The organism is Marinobacter sp. DUT-1 (assembly GCF_050379415.1).
Classification (GTDB): Bacteria; Pseudomonadota; Gammaproteobacteria; order Pseudomonadales; family Oleiphilaceae; genus Marinobacter.
This window is the reverse complement of record NZ_JBNRLS010000008.1, coordinates 33271-51549: the sequence shown is the minus strand read 5'-3', so window position 1 is coordinate 51549 and position 18279 is coordinate 33271. Positions and strand designations below refer to the sequence as shown.

The following is an 18279-nucleotide window of genomic DNA, read 5'->3' as shown; positions in this document are numbered from 1 at the left end:
CTTTCTGATCACTGGGTCAGATTTGCTCTTTAACAAATTGGACGAGATAGAACACGAATATTCTTCTCTCTTTATCTCCGAGAGAAGATGTTCAAAGTGATAGCGATTTCAAGCGTTATCCGGTGTTGTCGTTGAAGTGGTTGTTGTATGGCTTCAGTCGGCTGTCTCGAATAAGCGTCAATCAGGCTTGCCTGGCGGGTGCGGATTCGTGGTCAGTTGTCTTGGGGTTATATAGTCAAGCAACTAAGCGCATACGGTGGATGCCTTGGCAGTCAGAGGCGATGAAAGACGTGGAAGCCTGCGATAAGGTTCGGGGAGCTGGCAAACGAGCTGTGATCCGGACATCTCTGAATGGGGAAACCCACCGACTTTCGGGTCGGTACCGTACAGTGAATCCATAGCTGTACGGGGCGAACCGGGGGAACTGAAACATCTAAGTACCCCGAGGAAAAGAAATCAACCGAGATTCCCTCAGTAGCGGCGAGCGAACGGGGACCAGCCCTTAAGCTGGACGACTGGTAGGAGAAGGCTCTGGAAAGTGCCGCCATAGTGGGTGATAGCCCCGTATCCGAAACCTGAGTTCAGTGAAATCGAGTAGGACGGGACACGTGATATCCTGTCTGAACATGGGGGGACCATCCTCCAAGGCTAAATACTCCTGACTGACCGATAGTGAACCAGTACCGTGAGGGAAAGGCGAAAAGAACCCCTGTGAGGGGAGTGAAATAGACCCTGAAACCGTATGCGTACAAGCAGTCGGAGCACCTTCGGGTGTGACGGCGTACCTTTTGTATAATGGGTCAGCGACTTATGTTCAGTGGCGAGGTTAACCGTTTAGGGGAGCCGTAGGGAAACCGAGTCTGAATAGGGCGATTCAGTCGCTGGGCATAGACCCGAAACCGGGCGATCTATCCATGAGCAGGTTGAAGGTTGAGTAACATCAACTGGAGGACCGAACCCACTGTCGTTGAAAAGCCAGGGGATGACTTGTGGATCGGAGTGAAAGGCTAATCAAGCCCGGAGATAGCTGGTTCTCCCCGAAAGCTATTTAGGTAGCGCCTCGGACGAATACCACTGGGGGTAGAGCACTGTTTGGGCTAGGGGGCCATCTCGGCTTACCAACCCCAGGCAAACTCCGAATACCAGTGAGTACTATCCGGGAGACACACGGCGGGTGCTAACGTCCGTCGTGAAGAGGGAAACAACCCAGACCGCCAGCTAAGGTCCCCAAGTACCAGTTAAGTGGGAAACGATGTGGGAAGGCTCAGACAGCTAGGAGGTTGGCTTAGAAGCAGCCATCCTTTAAAGAAAGCGTAATAGCTCACTAGTCGAGTCGGCCTGCGCGGAAGATGTAACGGGGCTCAAACTGGTCACCGAAGCTGCGGCTGTACACGTAAGTGTACGGGGTAGGGGAGCGTTCTGTAAGCCTGCGAAGGTGTGTCGAGAGGCATGCTGGAGGTATCAGAAGTGCGAATGCTGACATGAGTAACGACAATGCGGGTGAAAAACCCGCACGCCGGAAGACCAAGGGTTCCTGCGCAACGCTAATCGGCGCAGGGTGAGTCGGCCCCTAAGGCGAGACCGAAAGGTGTAGTCGATGGGAAACGGGTTAATATTCCCGTACCTTGGATAGCTGCGATGGAGAGACGGAGAAGGCTAGGTGAGCCGGGCGACGGTTGTCCCGGTTTAAGCGAGTAGGGAGTGGACTTAGGCAAATCCGGGTCCACAATCCTGAGACGCGACGACGACTGCCCACGGGCGGGAAGTCATTGATGCCCTGCTTCCAGGAAAATCTTCTAAGCTTCAGGCTATTCGAGACCGTACCCCAAACCGACACAGGTGGTCAGGTAGAGAATACCAAGGCGCTTGAGAGAACTCGGGTAAAGGAACTAGGCAAAATGGTGCCGTAACTTCGGGAGAAGGCACGCTGGTAGTAGGTGAAGCCCCTGCGGGTGGAGCCGAGACCAGTCGAAGATACCAGGCCCCTGCGACTGTTTATTAAAAACACAGTACTCTGCAAACACGAAAGTGGAAGTATAGGGTATGACGCCTGCCCGGTGCCGGAAGGTTAATTGATGGGGTTAGGATTCGTCCGAAGCTCTTGATCGAAGCCCCGGTAAACGGCGGCCGTAACTATAACGGTCCTAAGGTAGCGAAATTCCTTGTCGGGTAAGTTCCGACCTGCACGAATGGCGTAACGATGGGGGCGCTGTCTCTACCCGAGACTCAGTGAAATTGAAATCGCCGTGAAGATGCGGTGTATCCGCGGCTAGACGGAAAGACCCCGTGAACCTTTACTATAGCTTCACAGTGAACTTTGAGCATGCTTGTGTAGGATAGCTGGGAGGCTTTGAACCCGGGACGCCAGTTCCGGTGGAGCCAACCTTGAAATACCAGCCTGGCATGTTTGAGGTTCTAACTTGGTCCCCTGATCGGGGATGAGGACACTGTGTGGTGGGTAGTTTGACTGGGGCGGTCTCCTCCCAAAGCGTAACGGAGGAGCACAAAGGTGGGCTAAGCATGGTCGGACATCATGCGGTTAGTGTAATGGCACAAGCCCGCTTAACTGCGAGACAGACACGTCGAGCAGGTGCGAAAGCAGGTCATAGTGATCCGGTGGTTCTGTATGGAAGGGCCATCGCTCAACGGATAAAAGGTACTCCGGGGATAACAGGCTGATACCGCCCAAGAGTTCACATCGACGGCGGTGTTTGGCACCTCGATGTCGGCTCATCACATCCTGGGGCTGAAGCCGGTCCCAAGGGTATGGCTGTTCGCCATTTAAAGTGGTACGCGAGCTGGGTTTAGAACGTCGTGAGACAGTTCGGTCCCTATCTGCCGTGGACGTTGGAGATTTGAGGAAAGCTGCTCCTAGTACGAGAGGACCGGAGTGGACGAACCTCTGGTGTTCGGGTTGTGTCGCCAGACGCACTGCCCGGTAGCTATGTTCGGACAGGATAACCGCTGAAAGCATCTAAGCGGGAAGCCCCTTCCAAGATGAGATCTCCCTGGACCCTCGAGGTCCCTGAAGAGCCGTTCAAGACCAGGACGTTGATAGGTCGGGTGTGTAAGCGCTGCGAGGCGTTGAGCTAACCGATACTAATTGCTCGTGCGGCTTGACTATATAACACCCAAGACAATTGCGGATAACGCGAAATCAACATCACTTAACTCTATCCCGTCCCCCAGTGATCAACCGTTTTGCCTGACGACCATAGCGGTCTGGAACCACCTGATCCCATCCCGAACTCAGAAGTGAAACAGACCAGCGCCGATGGTAGTGTGGCATGGCCCATGCGAGAGTAGGTCATCGTCAGGCTCCTAATACCTGAAACCCCCAGCGGCTTTGCCGCTGGGGGTTTTTTATTTCCGGTTCGGGAGAAGTGATATACTCCGTCCCAAAACCACATCAAAGTTTCTGACGGGAGCCCTTCCAATGGCCGCAACAGATCACCTGGTCATTTTTGATACCACCCTTCGTGACGGCGAACAAAGCCCGGGCGCGACCATGAACAAGGCGGAAAAGCTCCGCATTGCCAAGGCCCTGGAGAAACTGCGTGTTGACGTGATCGAAGCGGGCTTCGCAATTGCGAGTCAGGGCGACTTTGATGCCGTCAAAACGATTGCAGAAACCATCAAGGAATCGACGGTATGCAGTCTGGCGAGAGCGCTGGACAGCGATATCGATCGTGCTGCCGAAGCCATCCGGCCAGCAGAGCGTGGGCGCATCCACACCTTCATTGCCACCTCTCCGATCCATATGAAGCACAAGCTTCAGATGGAACCAAACGAAGTTGTTGAGCAGGCGGTACGTGCGGTCAAGCGTGCCCGCAGTCACGTGGACGACGTTGAGTTTTCCTGTGAGGATGCCGGCCGCTCCGAACTGGATTTCCTTTGTCGCATCATTGAGGCCGCCATTGATGCCGGTGCCCGCACGATCAATATCCCCGACACCGTCGGTTACGCAATTCCAGAGCAGTTCGGTGAAACCATCCATCAGATCATGAGTCGGGTGCCGAACGCCGACAAGGCTATTTTCTCGGTGCACTGCCATAATGATCTGGGCCTGGCGGTGGCCAACTCCCTGGCCGCAGTCACCCGCGGCGCGCGCCAGGTGGAATGCACCATCAACGGTCTTGGTGAGCGTGCAGGCAATGCCGCCCTGGAAGAAATCGTGATGGCGGTTCGTACCCGTCAGGACCTCTTCAATATCGACACCCGGATTGATACACAGCACATCGTTCCCGCCTCACGGCTGGTTTCCACGATCACCGGTTTCCCGGTTCAGCCAAACAAGGCGATCGTGGGCGCGAATGCCTTCGCCCATGAGTCCGGAATCCACCAGGACGGGGTGCTCAAGCACCGGGAGACCTACGAAATTATGCGTGCCCAGGATGTAGGCTGGCACACCAACAGCCTGGTGCTGGGCAAGCACTCCGGTCGCAACGCTTTCCGTACCCGACTTCTGGAGTTGGGTATCCAGTTTGAGACTGAGACTGAACTGAATGAAGCCTTTACCCGCTTCAAGGCTCTGGCCGACCTCAAGCATGAGATTTTCGATGAGGATCTGCAGGCGATTGCCAGCGATACCCGTCAGAAGGAAGAGGAAGGTCCCTATGGACTGGTTTGCATGCAAGTCTGTTCTGAGACTGGCGTCGTGCCGACGGCCAGCCTGACCCTCACGGTGGAAGGCAAGGAGCACAAGGTGGAAGCTGAGGGCAGTGGTCCGGTCGATGCCACCTTCAAGGCGATCGAGTCCCTGGTGGATTCCGGCTGTAACCTGCAGTTGTATTCGGTTAACGCCATCACCAGCGGTACGGATGCCCAGGGCGAGGTTACTGTCCGCCTCGAGCGGGGCGGCCGGATCGTCAACGGTGTCGGCGCTGATACCGATATCATTATTGCCTCGGCCAAGGCCTACATTGAGGCCCTGAACCTTATCAGTCGGGGCGGTATCCGTCAGCATCCGCAAGTGGCGGACGTATAACCCGCAGGCAGCCTGATGATCCGAACCGAAGCAGAACGTCAGTTCTACCTGGGAGTTGCCGGTGTGCGGCTCTGGTACGCTCGCTCACCGCTACCCGGTGCTGCCCCTAGCCCGGAATTTGAATTCCCGGAGGAGGTATCTGCAGCCACCGAGGAGCTTCGCGCTGCTCGGGAGCCGGCTGCCGGGGTTAGATCTGCGGTAGCGAACAAACCTGCCGGGAAGAGCGAGAAGCCTTCCCGGGCTGTAAACCTTCAGTCGCTAATGGAGACGTCCGCCCCGGAGTCTTCAGGTACTACAGCGGTATCGCCATCCAACGGGCCTGAGGCGAAGTCCGAGCAGGAGGCCGGCGCAGCGAATGACTCCAACCAGTCCACCAGTGAATTCGAAACGGCCCCGTTCCGGCAAAGATTGAATCTCCGCTTGTGGGTCGGCCGCCGTTTCGTACTGGTGTCAGATCTGTCCGAAGAGGCAAGTCTGCGGTTGCAGGAGACCCTGGCGGCAAATATCCTGAAAAGTATTGGCGATCGAGACCCCCAAGTGCTGGGGCCAATTTCGTGGCCGGTATTCAATAATCCGCTGCTTCCGGGGAATCAGTTGCCCGATCTCGTCGATGTTCTCAAAGGCGTGCTTGAAGCTCTGGATGGTCAGCGGGTGATCCTTCTGGGTGTACCCGGTTCCGGCGCGGAAGCAACGGGGGACCATTGGTTTGCCCGGGCGCTGGGGCGGGAACCGGAACTGGTATTCCCCCATACCCTGGCGGAACTTGCTGGCAATCCCGAGTTGAAGAAAAATCTGTGGCAGCTTCTCAAGCCGTTTGCCTGATGCCAATAAGTAACGGACACGCATTTCCGGGGCCGGACGGGATTTTTCTTGAGACCCGCTCCCTGTCCCGCTCGGATCTAGTCCAGGTGCTGGAAATCGAGCGCCAGGGCTATTCCCACCCATGGAGCGAAGGGGTGTTCCTGGATTGCTTCAAGGACAACTATCGTCTGTGGGCGCTCTGCAAAGAGGGGGGGCTTATCGGTTATGCAGTAGTTGCGTACCTGGTGGATGAGGCTCATCTGCTGAACCTGTGCATCCACCCGGACAGCCGTGGTTTTGGTGCCGGTCGCTATCTGCTCCAATACCTGGTGGACAAGGCCAGGGAAGATGGCATGGTGCAGGTTCTGCTTGAGGTTCGGGTGAGTAATCGAACCGCTGAACAGCTCTACAAAAGTGCGGGTTTCGGTGAGATTGGCTGCCGTCCGGGCTACTATCCTGCCGCCAATGGCCGGGAAGACGCCAGGGTCATGACCTTGCCGTTGGATAAGTGATCACCACCGGTGCTGTTCACGGGGTGGGTGCTTACCCCTTATAATACCGGGTTTTCACAATCCTCCGATTCCGAGCTCTTATTACACTATGTCGAATCTTTCCCAGGAAGTGGCCAAGCGCCGTACTTTCGCGATTATTTCCCACCCGGACGCCGGTAAGACCACCATCACCGAGAAGGTGTTGCTGTTCGGGCAGGCGCTCCAGAAAGCCGGTACGGTAAAGGGCAAGAAATCCGGTCAGCACGCCAAGTCCGACTGGATGGAAATGGAGAAAGAGCGGGGCATCTCGGTAACCACTTCCGTCATGCAGTTCCCGTATGGTGGCAAGCTGGTCAACCTTCTGGATACACCGGGCCACGAGGATTTCTCGGAGGATACCTACCGCACCCTGACCGCCGTGGACTCCTGCCTGATGGTGATCGACAGCGCCAAGGGTGTCGAGGAGCGGACCATCAAGCTCATGGAGGTCACCCGGTTACGGGATACCCCGATCCTGACCTTCATGAACAAGCTCGATCGCGATACCCGGGATCCGGTGGAGCTGATGGACGAAGTGGAGGAGGTTCTCAAGATTGCTTGCGCGCCGGTGACCTGGCCGATCGGCATGGGCAAGAACTTCAAGGGGGTCTATCACCTGTTGCGCGATGAGGTGGTCTTGTATCAGTCGGGACAGGGCCACACTATCCAGGAGAAGCGCATCATCAAGGGGCTGGATAACCCGGATCTCGATGGAGCGATCGGTGCCTATGCGTCGGATCTCCGGGACGAGATCGAGCTCGTAAAGGGCGCCTCGCACGAATTCGATCAGGAGGCCTTCCTGGCCGGAGAGCTGACCCCGGTATTCTTCGGTACAGCCCTGGGCAACTTCGGCGTCGATCATATGCTCGACGGTCTGGTGGAGTGGGCGCCGGAGCCCCAGCCGCGGGAAACGGACCAGCGCCTGGTCGAGCCCAGCGAGGAAGGCTTTTCCGGCTTCGTGTTCAAGATTCAGGCCAACATGGATCCCCAGCACCGTGACCGGATCGCCTTCCTGCGCATTGTGTCCGGGAAGTACGCCCAGGGAATGAAGGCCCGTCATGTCCGCATTGGCAAGGAAGTGCGTTTTTCCGATGCCTTGACCTTTATGGCCGGTGACCGTGAGCATGCCGACGAGGCCTTTGCCGGGGATATCATCGGTCTGCATAACCATGGCACCATTCAGCTTGGCGATACCTTTACCGCCGGCGAGGACATGAAGTTTACCGGCATCCCGAACTTCGCCCCGGAACTGTTCCGTCGGATTCGACTCAAGGATCCGCTCAAGGCCAAACAGTTGCAGAAAGGTCTGATCCAGTTGTCGGAAGAGGGCGCGGTACAGGTATTCCGGCCGCTGAAGAACAATGATCTGATCGTGGGCGCGGTTGGTGTGCTCCAGTTCGATGTCGTGGTCGCGCGCCTGAAGAGTGAGTACAAGGTGGACGCGGTCTACGAGCCCATCAACGTGGCCACGGCCCGGTGGGTGAGTTGTGATGATGAGCGTAAGCTGGATGAGTTCGAGCGCAAGAACAACGATTACCTTGCCCTCGATGGCAGTGACCGGCTTGCCTATATCGCGCCGACTATGGTCAACCTGAACCTGGCCCAGGAGCGTTACCCGGATATCCGCTTCCAGAAGACCCGGGAACACTGAACTGGCGCCGGGCGGAGGTAAGCATGAGAATGATCGACGCCCATTGCCACTTTGATTTTTCCCGGTTCGACGGCCAGCGAGCGCAGGTGCTGGACCAGGGCCGGGCACTCGGCGTTCTGGGTGTCGTCATCCCGGGGGTTCGCAGACCGGACTGGCCAAGGGTCCGGGAGGTCGCCGGCACACACCGGGGACTGTGGTACTGTCTCGGAATTCATCCCTGGTTTGTAAAGGAGCACAGGGAAGAGGATCTTCAGGCACTGGAGGATCAGTTGTCGGCGCGGCCTGAGCGTTGTGTTGGTCTTGGCGAATGCGGTCTGGATCGCCTGCACGGGGCGCTGGATGGGCAGCAGCCCTGGTTCGAACACCAGGTGGCACTCGCCGCGAGGCTGGATCTGCCGCTGATTATCCACTCGGTAAAGACCCACGATGAAGTTCATGCTACGCTCCGCCGGGCCAACTGGTCGGGGCGGGCGCTGATCCATGGCTTTTCGGGCAGTTACCAGCAGGCGGCCAAGCTGGTGGATCTGGGTTGTTACATCGGGGTTGGCGGAGTGATCACCCATGATCGCGCCCGCAAGACCCGGGACACGGTCTCGCGGCTGCCGCTGGATTGCCTGGTGCTGGAAACGGACGCACCGGATATGGCGCCGGCGGGTGTGGAGCCCGGGCAGAATTCCCCGGTGTACCTGCCGCGGATACTTGAAATTCTGGCGACTCTCCGGGGGGGGGGAGCGTCGGACATTGCGCCGGAACTGCTCGCCAATGTCTGTTCGCTCTATGGCTGGACCGGCGGCGATCTGCCAGAATAAGGGAATGGCGAAACAGGGCCGCTCGGGGTTGGTTTTCCCTGTGGGTTCGAGTATACTTCGCGCCCTGGCTTTTCAAGGCGATGTCACTATCTCAGCCCCGAATAGTGTCACTGCCAACATTACAGGTATGAACCTCCTCCGGATGCCTTGCATTTACCGGTGGTGGTTTTTAACGTTTCTTTTATAGCGTTCAAGGCGGAATCAATGAAGACTCTGAGTGCGAAACCAGAAACAGTAAAACGTGACTGGTACGTTGTAGACGCAGCCGGCAAGACGCTGGGTCGTCTGTCAACCGAAATCGCCCGTCGTCTGCGGGGCAAGCATAAGCCTGAGTATACCCCTCACGTGGACACTGGCGACTACATCGTTGTAATTAATGCCAGCCAGGTGCAGGTTACCGGCAAAAAGGCATCTGCAAAGATGTACTACAGCCACACCGGCTTTCCGGGTGGAATCAAGTCCATCAATTTCGAGAAGCTGGTAGACAAGGCTCCCGAGCAAATCATCCAGAAGTCTGTCAAAGGCATGCTTCCGAAAGGCCCGCTCGGCCGCGCCATGTTCAAGAAGCTGAAAGTCTACGCCGGCGCTGAGCATCCCCATGCAGCCCAGCAGCCCAAAGAACTCGACATTTAACGGAAGGCGGATATGTCTGTAGCACAAAATTACGGTACTGGTCGCCGCAAGAACTCCACGGCTCGCGTCTTTATCAAGCCGGGTAGCGGTAACATCACTATCAACGGTCGCACCATCGAGCAGTTCTTCGGTCGTGAGACTCTGCGCATGATCGTTCGTCAGCCGCTGGTGGTTGCCGAGTCTACCGATCGTTTCGACATCAACATCACCGTCAAGGGTGGTGGTACCAGTGGCCAGGCTGGCGCTATTCGCCATGGTCTGACCCGTGCCCTGATGGATTACGACGAGACTCTGCGCCCGGCACTGCGCAAAGCGGGTTATGTTACCCGTGACGCGCGTGAAGTCGAGCGTAAGAAGGTTGGTCTGCGCAAGGCGCGTAAGCGTCCGCAGTACTCCAAGCGTTAATTCTGCTTTGCAGAATGCGAAAAAACCCGGTCCGTTCTGGCCGGGTTTTTTTGTGTCCGGGCGATTTGCTATCAAATTGATCTGGAACAGGGAAGCGCCGCGCGCAGCGCCTTTCCGACTTGTAAGCCCATGGCAATTTCATTACCATTTGGGCGCTTATATTTTTGGGTTGTGAAGTCCTTTAAGATGCACATTGCCGGCTTTTGGGCGGGCTGTGACATCGCCTGATGGGAGAAAACCATAATGAGTAATGGCGACGTGAGCCAAGGCCGGCGCCGGTTCCTGATCGGCGCTACGTCCGTGGTGGGTGGAGTCGGCGTCGTCGGTGCAGCAGTTCCTTTCGTGGCATCCTGGAATCCCAGTGCCAAGGCGGAAGCAGCAGGTGCACCGGTAACCGTCAATATCAGCAAGATTGAACCTGGCCAGCAAATCACCGTTGAGTGGCGCGGTAAGCCTGTCTGGGTCATCCGCCGCACTCCGGAAATGCTGGAAAACATCGAGAAGCTCAACGATGTAGTGAAAGATCCACAGTCGGAAGCGCCTCAGCAGCCTCCATACATTGATGGGGCGCTTCGTGCCCTCAAGCCAGAGTTTGGTGTGTATGTCGGTCTTTGCACCCACCTGGGTTGCGTGCCGTCCTATCGTCCTGAAGTGGCGCCGGCGGATCTTGGCGAAAACTGGCTCGGTGGTCTCTTCTGTCCGTGTCACGGCTCCCGCTACGACCTGGCTGGCCGGGTTTATGAAGCGCAGCCTGCTCCCCTGAACCTGGAGGTGCCGCCGTATCGTTTCGATGACGATGTGACCCTCACGATTGGTCTTGATCCGGAGGCAGCGTAATGCAGAAACTGATTCAGTGGGTAGACGACCGTCTCCCGATCGTTGATGCCTGGAACAAACACCTGGCCAAGTATTACGCGCCGAAAAACTTCAACGTGTGGTACTTCTTCGGCTCCCTGGCCATGCTTGTACTGGTCAACCAGCTGGTGACCGGTATCTGGCTGACCATGAGTTACAACCCCTCCGCTGAGGGCGCCTTCGCTTCCGTCGAGTACATCATGCGGGATGTGGAGTGGGGCTGGCTGCTCCGTTACCTGCACTCTACGGGTGCCTCCGCTTTCTTCGTTGTGGTCTATCTCCACATGTTCCGTGGCCTGATGTATGGCTCCTACCAGAAGCCCCGCGAGCTGATCTGGATCTTCGGAATGCTGATCTATCTGGTGCTGATGGCCGAAGCTTTCATGGGCTACCTGCTGCCGTGGGGCCAGATGTCCTACTGGGGCGCCCAGGTTATCGTTAACTTGTTCGGTGCCATTCCGGTGATCGGTGAAGACCTCTCCCTGTGGATCCGTGGTGACTACCTGATCTCCGGTATTACCCTGAACCGGTTCTTCGCCCTGCACGTGGTTGCACTGCCGATCGTTCTGCTGGGTCTGGTGGTACTGCACATCCTGGCGTTGCACGAGGTTGGTTCCAACAACCCCGACGGTATTGATATCAAGAAGAACAAGGACGAGAACGGCATCCCGAAAGACGGCATCCCGTTCCATCCGTATTACACCGTGCACGACCTGCTGGGCGTGGCTGTGTTCTTCTTCATCTTCTTCATTGTGGTGTTCTTCTTCCCGGAAATGGGCGGCCTGTTCCTCGAGAAGCCGAACTTCGAGCCGGCGAACGCCCTGAAGACGCCTGCGCATATTGCGCCGGTCTGGTACTTCACGCCGTTCTACGCGATGCTGCGTGCGGTGACCGTCGACCTGTTCGGTTTGCCGGCGAAGTTCTGGGGCGTCGTTGTCATGGGTGGTGCTATCGCTATCCTGTTCGTGCTGCCCTGGCTTGATCGTAGTCCGGTTCGCTCCATTCGCTACAAGGGCTGGTTGAGCAAGATTGCTCTGGTGATCTTTGCCATCAGCTTCGTGATCCTGGGCTACCTCGGCCTGGTTCCGGCAACAGAAGGTCGCACCATGGTCGCGCAGATCCTGACGGTGCTGTACTTCCTGTATTTCATTCTGATGCCGTTCTATACGCGCATGGAGAAAACCAAGCCAGTACCAGAGAGGGTGACAGGATAATGAGAAAGCTGATTTTTGGTCTCGTTTTCGCAGTCCTGCCAGCTCTCGGGCTGGCAGCCGGTGGCGCGGTTCCGCTCGACCATATCGAGACGGATCACACCAACAAGGAATCCCTGCAGCGGGGGGTGGCGCTGTTCACCAACTACTGCATGGGCTGCCACTCCATGGAATACGCCCGATACAAGCGCGTGGCGGATGACCTTGGTATTCCTGCGGAGCTGTACGAGGAGAACCTGATATTCACAGGCGCCAAGATTGGCGAGCTGATGAAGAACTCCATGAGCAAGGATATGGCGGCGGGCTGGTTCGGTGCACCGCCCCCCGACCTGACTCTGGAAACCCGTCTGCGTGGAGAGTCCTGGGTGTATTCTTACCTGCGTGGCTTCTACAAGGACGAAAGCCGCCCGCTGGGTGTCAACAATGTGGTCTTCCCGAACGTGGGTATGCCGCACGTGATGGTTGAGCTGCAGGGGCTGTGTGCGGTTCACCCGAATGTGGGCGTTGAAGCCTCTGTTGAGCCGCTCAGCGGTAACATCAACAACGGTGATCTTTGTCCGCAGTACGCAAGCGAAGGTTCCATGACCGAGGCGGAGTTCAGCAAGGCCATGTACGACCTGACCAACTTCATGTCCTATATGGCAGATCCGGTCCGGGTTGAGCGTGAGCGTCTGGGTATCTTCGTACTGATCTTCGTGGCGATCTTCTTCGTCTTCGCGTACCTGCTCAATCGTGAGTACTGGAAGGACGTACACTGAGAAATAGGGTATAATCCCGTTTCCTGAATTCCAGCGGGCTCTTCTGGGCCCGCTGGATTTTTGCGTTTTTTCAGGGTTATTTCGGTTTGTTTACTCGTGAGGTAGTTCTATGGGCGTTGTGACCAAGCGGTCATCAATGACGTTTTTCTCTGATCCGGCCAGTCATTACAGTCACCGGGTGCGTATTGTCCTGGCAGAGAAAGGTGTTACCGTTGATATAGTGGATGTGGACCCGGACAATCCGCCGGCGGAACTGGCCGACCTGAATCCCTACAACGCCTTGCCGACGCTGGTGGATCGGGACCTGGTGCTCTATGAGCCCAACATCATGATGGAATACCTGGACGAGCGTTTCCCCCATCCGCCGCTGCTTCCGGTCTATCCGGTGGCCCGCGCCAACAGCCGGCTGATGATTCACCGGATTCAGAAGGACTGGTGTGGCCTGGTTGACCAGATTCTGGCCCAGCCCAATGCCAAGGCCTCCGAGGCTGCCCGCAAGGAGCTGCGCGAGAGTCTTCTGGCAACGGCGCCGCTGTTCGGCGAGATGCCGTTCTTCCTCTCCGAGGAGTTCACGATCGTCGATTGCTGTATTGCTCCGATCCTCTGGCGCCTGCCGGCGTTGGGAATCGAGCTGAATGAAAAGCAGGCGAAACCGATCCAGAAATACATGGACAGCATCTTTGCTCGTGAAGGCTTCAAGGCAAGTCTTTCCGACCTGGAAGAAGATATTCGCAGCTGATTTTTGGCAAACCCGGTTAGCGGGGCAGGAGTTGGTAGTGCCTGACAACAAGATCGCCATGACATCCAGTCGGCCGTACCTGGTGCGGGCCTTTAACGAATGGATTCTGGATAATGACTGTACACCCTACATAGTCGTGGACGCGGGTGTTCAGGGAGTCCAGGTGCCCACCGAGCATGTCGCCAATGGTCAGATTGTACTTAATATCAGCCCCGGCGCGGTTCGGGGTCTGGTGATTGGCAACGGCGCACTGGAGTTCAGTGCCCGTTTCGGCGGCGTTCCGATGCAGGTCTTTATTCCGCTTCAGGCGGTGATGGCCATCTACGCCAAGGAAAATGGCGAGGGTATGGTGTTCGGCAGTGAGCCGGGGACTCCGGATCCGGACGGTCCTGGTGACAAGGATGACGGGCGTTCACAAGGTGGCCCGGATGACCGACCTTCGGGCAGACCAACCCTGAAAGTGGTGAAGTAGATCTGCCAATCCCTTCTATCCGAAAAGCCGGCGCAAGCCGGCTTTTTTTATCCGCCGAACAGCTTGGCGTCCACCAGTCGGCACAGCGTATTGATGATCAGCAGGAGCAGCGGTGTCGCGTCTGCCGGATCGAGATTGTTGAGGGCGATCTCATGATCTTCCGGGTGTAGCAGGGATGTGATATCGGACTTTTCCCGCGCACTGAGGACCACCACCTGCATTTCGCGGTCGTGGGCAGCCTGTATGGCCTGGATCAGGTTGGCCTTGTGGCCGTCATCTACCACCACGAACAGAAGATCTCCCGGCTTTCCGATAGCGCGGACCTGTCGTGAAAACGTGTCGTTGAACCGGTTGTCCCGGCAAATGGCAGAGTAGGTGGTTGCGTCAGCTCCGAGGTTGATCGCGGGCAGCGCCGGCCGGTCATGATCCAGGCGGTTCAGCAACGCTGTGCAGAAATACTGGGCCAGAATATTGGCGTTGCCGTTGGCGCAGGTGATCAGCTTGCCGTCCTGCAACAGGGTGCTGACAAAGGCGTCAGCGGCGGGCTCGATCTGCGGCGCTACGGTGGTTGCGGCCTGGGCGGTGTGCTCCATGTGTGTGGCGAACCACTGGCTGATTTGCTGTTCGGTTGTGTCCATTGGGTTTCTTACTCTGCCTGGATGGCGTTCCTGATCCATTGTACCCGGTATTTGCTGGTTGTCCCCGGCACAATGCCTATTACATCAATCCTGCTGCAGGCGTTCCACAGGCCATGTCGATGCAGATAAAAGGAGACCGCCCTGAGCAGCTTGCGCTGTTTGCCGTAGGTGATTGAGCCAGCCGGATCGGTCAGGCTGCCTTCGCCGCGGAAGCGGACTTCAAAGAATACCAGGGTGTCTCCCTCCCGACCGATCAGGTCGATTTCTCCACCCCGGTTGTAGACATTTCTCTCGATAATGGTGACGCCACGGCTTTGAAGATACCGTGCGGCGACACCCTCGTAGTGGTTGCCCAATTCTCGTTTGCCGTCCATGGCGAGGGTCTTCGTCTGGTTCAGATTGTCCCGGGTTGACGCGAATTCTCGCTGTCAAGATTTCGGGCCGGTGCCTGCTCATCTTCCGAAAGCTGCTGTTCAGGCAGAAGTTCCGGTGAGCCCTTGGTGAACCGGGCCCAGAGCTGGCTTCGGTGAATACTGCCCTGGCGGGTCATGGTCAGTATGCCGGTCTGGCCGTCAATTGAGGCGGAATCGAGCTGACGCAGCAGGGGCAGGCGTTTGCTCAGCTGCCAGGCGTCCGCGCCCATGGCAAAAAGTCTGCCCAGCTGGCCCTGGGTGCCCTTCAGGTGTTCCCGGGCTTGTGCCCGGAGCTCATTATTCTCTCCGAGCACCCAGGGAATGTCGGTGAAAATGACATCGTTGAGGTCGCGGTCGCGGGAGGGATTGGGGCTGCCGCCGTATACAATCGAAGGCGAGTAAACCGGCAAGTCGCCGCCAAAGTAGAAGGCGAACAGTGGTTTGAACTGTCGGGCGACAGTGGGCTCAGCCACCATCACAATGGCATCCGCATCCTGACGCCGGCGAGCTTCGAATTCCACGTCGATGCCAATGGTGCGCTCAACCTGGATCGCACGATTGCGGGAAACCGTGATCCCCAGTAGATCCGCGGTAACGGTGCGCAGGTTGTCTTCCGGAAAAAAGCGCTCGATATCAAGGGCAATACCATTGCGTTGCTGCAGCCGGGATAGCAGGGCGCGTTCCACCCGATCACCCCACTCACCCTGGGGAATCAGAATCAGGACATGATCGAGTCCTTGATCAACCAGTCGGTCTGCAATCTGGCGGGCCTCGTCCTCGGCGGAGAGGCCATACTGGTACAGGCCGTCTGGCGGGGTGGAGCCCTCGGGGAGGTAGTTCAGGCCCAGCGCCGGAACTGGAAGCGTGTTCATGGCAGCAAGTTCTGCGAGCGCTTCTTTCTCAAGGGGGCCGACGATCAGGTCAAAGTTGCCGGAGGAAAGCTCGTTGTAAAGCTCGGCGAAATCCTCATTGGACGTATTGATGACGCGAATATCGGTCTTGCTGCGGTCCGCGGATTCATCCATGTAATAGGCGGAGAGGAAGCCGTCCCGGATGGCTTTTCCTGCACTTGCAAAAGGTCCTTCAAGCGGCAGTGCCAGCGCGATCTTCTCCGGCCGGCTGGTCGCGAGCGTAGCAATCAGCTGCAGCTCTGACGGTGGAACCTGGGCCGCCGGGTGCCCTGGCCAGTTGTTCTGCCAGCGGCGCACAATGCGTCCTTGCTCGTCCAGGTTGATGCCCGGTTCCCGGACCAGGGCAGCGAGTTCCAGCCAGCCCTGGTTCTCGTAGCCGATCGCTTTCGCGGTCGCATCGGCCAGCTCCTGGTCTGACAAGGTCTGGAGCAGTTGCCAGATTCGATCGTGCAGCTGTTGTACATCCGCCTCGGGGTCGGTCTGCGCCAACAGCATCAGTGTCATTGCAGCGCCCACGCGGTCGCCGGCAAGCTCATAGGTCCGAGCCTGAAGATCTGCCGCGCCGGCCATCTGATCCGGTGCGTACTCAATGAATGCGTCGGGAGTAAGTCCTGCGGTGATGGTTTGCGCCCAGTTGCTGTCTTCGAGGGCCGTGGCGCTGGACATTGCCAGCAGGCGCTTTTCGCCTTCCAGGCCCGGGGCCATCTGGTCCAGTTGAGCGCTTTCGAGTATGGTGCGTGCGTCCTCGTGGTTACCCTGACTCTGGAAGCGACCGGCAATCCGCAGCAGGTACTGTTGCGCAGTTGCCCGGTTGTCTTCGCCGGCGGCAAGCTCGAGGGCTTCGTTCGGGGTCTGGGCAACATGGGAATCCAGGTTTACGGTGGCGCACCCGGACAATACCAGGAACACCGACAGAACACTGGCCAGAATAGGCTGGTTGATAGACTTCTTGATCATGACAAGCTTGACTCACTCCGGATGATTGGGCTTGAGACGCCGCATTAACGGTGGCAAGTTTAACAGCTCCGGGGGTAATTCACATGACCACGCTGTCATGCTCCGATACCAAAACAGGCATAGGGTGCAAAGATTGGCTAGAGAAACGGCGGATGCCTTGAAAGAAAGCGGGCAGGCAGGTGATGGGGCGGGCACCCTGTATATCGTGGCGACTCCTATCGGCAACCTTGAGGATTTGTCCCCGCGGGCGGAAAAGGTTTTGTCCTCGGTGGCGGTTGTCGCTGCCGAGGATACCCGTCACAGCGGCCGGCTGCTTCAGCACCTGGGTCTTCGCAAGCCGATGATAGCCCTGCACGAGCATAACGAGCGTGAGCGGGTCGCCCAGGTGCTGAAGGCGTTGCAGGCGGGAAAGGATCTCGCCCTGATCTCCGACGCCGGCACGCCGCTCATTTCCGACCCGGGATACGTTGTCGTTCGCGAGGCGAGGGCGCTGGGAATCCGGGTCAGTCCTATTCCGGGGCCGTGTGCCCTGGTGACCGCCCTGAGTGCTGCCGGCTTGCCTACCGATCGCTTCCTTTTTGCCGGCTTCCTGCCGGCCAGGCGCACCGGTAGAAAATCCGCGCTGGAAGCCCTCAAGCGAGAGCAGGCAACGCTGGTGTTTTATGAGTCGCCCCACCGGATTCTGGACACCCTGGCAGATCTGGTCGCGGTGTTGGGCGGCGAGCGGGAGCTGGTGCTGGGGCGAGAGCTGACCAAAACCTTCGAGACGTTCTACAGCGGTACCGCCGAGGATGTGCTGGCAGAGCTGCAGGCGGACCCCCATGGCAGTAAGGGGGAATTCGTGGTGGTTGTGCGTGGCGCGGAGGCCTCCGGCGGGGCTGGGGAAGAGCCCGGGCTGGATGTGGACAAGCTGCTGGCATTGCTTCTGGCCGAGCTCCCGGTAAAGAAGGTGGCGAAGATCGTTGCCGAGCTGACCGGTGGCTCCAAGAATGAGTTGTATCAGCGGGCCCTCGAGCTCAAGGACCGCTGATCGGCCGGACAGGTTTTCCTTGCATGCCCGGAACGGGCAGAGTATTGTCACGCCCGAGCTCGCCAGACAGTCGCCGCCGGTCCGCCGGGGGAGGAAAGTCCGGGCTCCGCAGGGCAAGGTGCCAGGTAACGCCTGGGCGGCGCGAGCCGACGGAAAGTGCAACAGAAAGTATACCGCCTAAGCGCCTCCGGGCGCCGGTAAGGGTGAAATGGTGCGGTAAGAGCGCACCGCGTGGCTGGCAACAGTCCACGGCGATGGTAAACCCCACCTGGAGCAAGACCAAATAGGAATCCAATGGCGTGGCCCGCGCTGGATTCGGGTAGGTTGCTTGAGGCCTGTGGTGACACAGGCCCTAGATGAATGACTGTCCAAGACAGAACCCGGCTTATCGGCGAGCTCTCCTTTCCCTTCTGTGAAGTATGCAATTCTCAAGACTGATTCTTTATAGCCAAAAAATCTTAAACCTAACTTGCCATCTT

General features: G+C 57.7%; 16 protein-coding genes, 2 rRNA genes and 1 other RNA gene. 16 read left to right on the top strand and 3 right to left on the bottom strand.

Annotated features, from left to right (window positions below):
• Window positions 1-233: 233 nt before the first annotated feature.
• The 14 genes from ACQUTG_RS18035 to ACQUTG_RS17970 all read left to right on the top strand — a co-directional run bounded on the left by ACQUTG_RS18035 (window position 234) and on the right by ACQUTG_RS17970 (window position 13851).
• Window positions 234-3124: ribosomal RNA gene (locus ACQUTG_RS18035) — 23S ribosomal RNA — on the top strand.
• Window positions 3125-3204: 80 nt separating this feature from the next.
• Window positions 3205-3319 (top strand): 5S ribosomal RNA (rrf, locus tag ACQUTG_RS18030).
• A 117-nt stretch (window positions 3320-3436) separates the two neighbouring features.
• Entirely contained in the window at window positions 3437-4987 is a 1551-nt protein-coding gene (locus ACQUTG_RS18025; RefSeq protein WP_428920695.1) for a 2-isopropylmalate synthase, read from the top strand.
• 15 nt (window positions 4988-5002) lie between these two features.
• Window positions 5003-5809, top strand: a complete 807-nt coding sequence (locus tag ACQUTG_RS18020; RefSeq protein ID WP_428920694.1) for a 2-isopropylmalate synthase — start codon at window positions 5003-5005, stop codon at window positions 5807-5809.
• A complete protein-coding gene (rimI, locus tag ACQUTG_RS18015; protein ID WP_428920693.1) occupies window positions 5809-6300 on the top strand; it encodes a ribosomal protein S18-alanine N-acetyltransferase in 492 nt (163 codons plus the stop codon). Before ACQUTG_RS18020 ends, rimI begins: the two co-directional genes overlap by 1 nt.
• Window positions 6301-6388: 88 nt before the next feature.
• On the top strand, window positions 6389-7969 hold the full coding sequence (prfC, locus tag ACQUTG_RS18010) for a peptide chain release factor 3 (protein ID WP_428920692.1): 1581 nt from the start codon (window positions 6389-6391) through the stop codon (window positions 7967-7969).
• Window positions 7970-7992: 23 nt separating this feature from the next.
• A complete protein-coding gene (locus ACQUTG_RS18005) occupies window positions 7993-8778 on the top strand; it encodes a TatD family hydrolase (protein WP_428920691.1) in 786 nt (261 codons plus the stop codon).
• Between the two features lie 204 nt (window positions 8779-8982).
• Window positions 8983-9411 (top strand): 50S ribosomal protein L13, encoded by a 429-nt coding sequence (gene rplM, locus ACQUTG_RS18000; RefSeq protein WP_008937175.1) that lies wholly within the window; start codon window positions 8983-8985, stop codon window positions 9409-9411.
• Between the two features lie 12 nt (window positions 9412-9423).
• Window positions 9424-9816 (top strand): 30S ribosomal protein S9, encoded by a 393-nt coding sequence (rpsI, locus tag ACQUTG_RS17995; RefSeq protein ID WP_008937176.1) that lies wholly within the window; start codon window positions 9424-9426, stop codon window positions 9814-9816.
• A 243-nt stretch (window positions 9817-10059) separates the two neighbouring features.
• A complete protein-coding gene (petA, locus tag ACQUTG_RS17990) occupies window positions 10060-10653 on the top strand; it encodes a ubiquinol-cytochrome c reductase iron-sulfur subunit (RefSeq protein WP_343814961.1) in 594 nt (197 codons plus the stop codon).
• Window positions 10653-11885: a cytochrome b gene (locus ACQUTG_RS17985; RefSeq protein WP_092005361.1), complete on the top strand. Its 1233-nt coding sequence runs from the start codon at window positions 10653-10655 to the stop codon at window positions 11883-11885. The genes petA and ACQUTG_RS17985 overlap by 1 nt, the downstream gene beginning before the upstream one ends.
• Window positions 11885-12640 (top strand): cytochrome c1, encoded by a 756-nt coding sequence (locus tag ACQUTG_RS17980; protein WP_428920690.1) that lies wholly within the window; start codon window positions 11885-11887, stop codon window positions 12638-12640. Before ACQUTG_RS17985 ends, ACQUTG_RS17980 begins: the two co-directional genes overlap by 1 nt.
• 109 nt (window positions 12641-12749) lie before the next feature.
• Window positions 12750-13379, top strand: coding sequence for a glutathione S-transferase N-terminal domain-containing protein (locus tag ACQUTG_RS17975; protein WP_372988318.1), 630 nt, complete (start codon window positions 12750-12752; stop codon window positions 13377-13379).
• Window positions 13380-13437: 58 nt separating this feature from the next.
• Window positions 13438-13851, top strand: a complete 414-nt coding sequence (locus ACQUTG_RS17970) for a ClpXP protease specificity-enhancing factor (protein WP_092005402.1) — start codon at window positions 13438-13440, stop codon at window positions 13849-13851.
• 47 nt (window positions 13852-13898) lie between these two features.
• Here ACQUTG_RS17970 and ACQUTG_RS17965 read toward each other — a convergent pair whose 3' ends face one another.
• From ACQUTG_RS17965 to ACQUTG_RS17955, 3 genes are read right to left on the bottom strand one after another with little or no spacing between them, the layout of a single operon-like run.
• Window positions 13899-14489, bottom strand: coding sequence for a D-sedoheptulose-7-phosphate isomerase (locus tag ACQUTG_RS17965; protein WP_372988317.1), 591 nt, complete (start codon window positions 14487-14489; stop codon window positions 13899-13901).
• A gap of 8 nt (window positions 14490-14497) precedes the next feature.
• On the bottom strand, window positions 14498-14863 hold the full coding sequence (locus tag ACQUTG_RS17960) for a YraN family protein (protein ID WP_428920689.1): 366 nt from the start codon (window positions 14861-14863) through the stop codon (window positions 14498-14500).
• A 20-nt stretch (window positions 14864-14883) separates the two neighbouring features.
• On the bottom strand, window positions 14884-16770 hold the full coding sequence (locus tag ACQUTG_RS17955; protein WP_428920688.1) for a penicillin-binding protein activator: 1887 nt from the start codon (window positions 16768-16770) through the stop codon (window positions 14884-14886).
• 157 nt (window positions 16771-16927) lie between these two features.
• On the opposite strand from ACQUTG_RS17955, the gene rsmI reads away from it, so the two are divergent.
• Window positions 16928-17800, top strand: a complete 873-nt coding sequence (gene rsmI / locus ACQUTG_RS17950; protein WP_428920698.1) for a 16S rRNA (cytidine(1402)-2'-O)-methyltransferase — start codon at window positions 16928-16930, stop codon at window positions 17798-17800.
• A gap of 54 nt (window positions 17801-17854) precedes the next feature.
• An RNA gene (rnpB, locus tag ACQUTG_RS17945) (RNase P RNA component class A) lies at window positions 17855-18204 on the top strand.
• Window positions 18205-18279: the final 75 nt, after the last annotated feature.

Bases quoted from the DNA above. Each gene is read 5' to 3' on its own strand.
- ACQUTG_RS18025 (WP_428920695.1), top strand. From the start codon at position 3,437: ATGGCCGCAACAGATCACCTGGTCATTTTTGATACCACCCTTCGTGAC.
- ACQUTG_RS18020 (WP_428920694.1), top strand. From the start codon at position 5,003: ATGATCCGAACCGAAGCAGAACGTCAGTTCTACCTGGGAGTTGCCGGT.
- rimI (WP_428920693.1), top strand. From the start codon at position 5,809: ATGCCAATAAGTAACGGACACGCATTTCCGGGGCCGGACGGGATTTTT.
- prfC (WP_428920692.1), top strand. From the start codon at position 6,389: ATGTCGAATCTTTCCCAGGAAGTGGCCAAGCGCCGTACTTTCGCGATT.
- ACQUTG_RS18005 (WP_428920691.1), top strand. From the start codon at position 7,993: ATGAGAATGATCGACGCCCATTGCCACTTTGATTTTTCCCGGTTCGAC.
- rplM (WP_008937175.1), top strand. From the start codon at position 8,983: ATGAAGACTCTGAGTGCGAAACCAGAAACAGTAAAACGTGACTGGTAC.
- rpsI (WP_008937176.1), top strand. From the start codon at position 9,424: ATGTCTGTAGCACAAAATTACGGTACTGGTCGCCGCAAGAACTCCACG.
- petA (WP_343814961.1), top strand. From the start codon at position 10,060: ATGAGTAATGGCGACGTGAGCCAAGGCCGGCGCCGGTTCCTGATCGGC.
- ACQUTG_RS17985 (WP_092005361.1), top strand. From the start codon at position 10,653: ATGCAGAAACTGATTCAGTGGGTAGACGACCGTCTCCCGATCGTTGAT.
- ACQUTG_RS17980 (WP_428920690.1), top strand. From the start codon at position 11,885: ATGAGAAAGCTGATTTTTGGTCTCGTTTTCGCAGTCCTGCCAGCTCTC.
- ACQUTG_RS17975 (WP_372988318.1), top strand. From the start codon at position 12,750: ATGGGCGTTGTGACCAAGCGGTCATCAATGACGTTTTTCTCTGATCCG.
- ACQUTG_RS17970 (WP_092005402.1), top strand. From the start codon at position 13,438: ATGACATCCAGTCGGCCGTACCTGGTGCGGGCCTTTAACGAATGGATT.
- ACQUTG_RS17965 (WP_372988317.1), bottom strand. From the start codon at position 14,489: ATGGACACAACCGAACAGCAAATCAGCCAGTGGTTCGCCACACACATG.
- ACQUTG_RS17960 (WP_428920689.1), bottom strand. From the start codon at position 14,863: ATGGACGGCAAACGAGAATTGGGCAACCACTACGAGGGTGTCGCCGCA.
- ACQUTG_RS17955 (WP_428920688.1), bottom strand. From the start codon at position 16,770: ATGATCAAGAAGTCTATCAACCAGCCTATTCTGGCCAGTGTTCTGTCG.